Origin of the sequence: Rhodoplanes roseus, from assembly GCF_003258865.1 — a bacterium.
Lineage (GTDB): Bacteria > Pseudomonadota > Alphaproteobacteria > Rhizobiales > Xanthobacteraceae > Rhodoplanes > Rhodoplanes roseus.
The window spans coordinates 1-383 of record NZ_NPEX01000685.1 but is presented as its reverse complement, the minus strand read 5'-3'; the positions used below and the strand labels follow the sequence as shown (position 1 = coordinate 383).

At 69.5% G+C, this 383-nt stretch carries 1 pseudogene; it reads right to left on the bottom strand.

What is annotated here, in order from left to right:
• Positions 1 to 215 (bottom strand): annotated as a pseudogene (locus CH341_RS31970) (homocitrate synthase); the annotation flags it as partial.
• Positions 216 to 383 lie beyond the last annotated feature (168 nt).

The window sequence follows — 383 nt, the reverse complement described above, 5'->3', positions numbered from 1 at the left end:
GCCTCGATGCGCTCGACCCCGACCTCGGCCAGCTTCTCGGCGATCGCCACCTTGTCGGCGACGTCCATGACGATGCCGGGCGTCTGCTCGCCGTCGCGCAACGTGGCGTCGTGGATCTCGACCTTCGCGGGCAGCGTCCGCGCCGCGACGACCTCGGGGGCGTTGTTGTAGGGGCAGACCCACCACTCGTTGTCGCGGTAATGCGACTCGTTCATGACGCTCGTTCCTTCTCGATTCTCGAAACCGGTGCTGCTCGGACGCCGCGTTCCGCCTCGCAGGTCCATCTCTCGATGGGATGGCGCCGGCCCGTCCGTGTCCGTCGCAGGCTCGTCCGTCCTGACGACGGAACAGTCGGGCCGGGGTCGCCCGATCCGCCGGGGCGG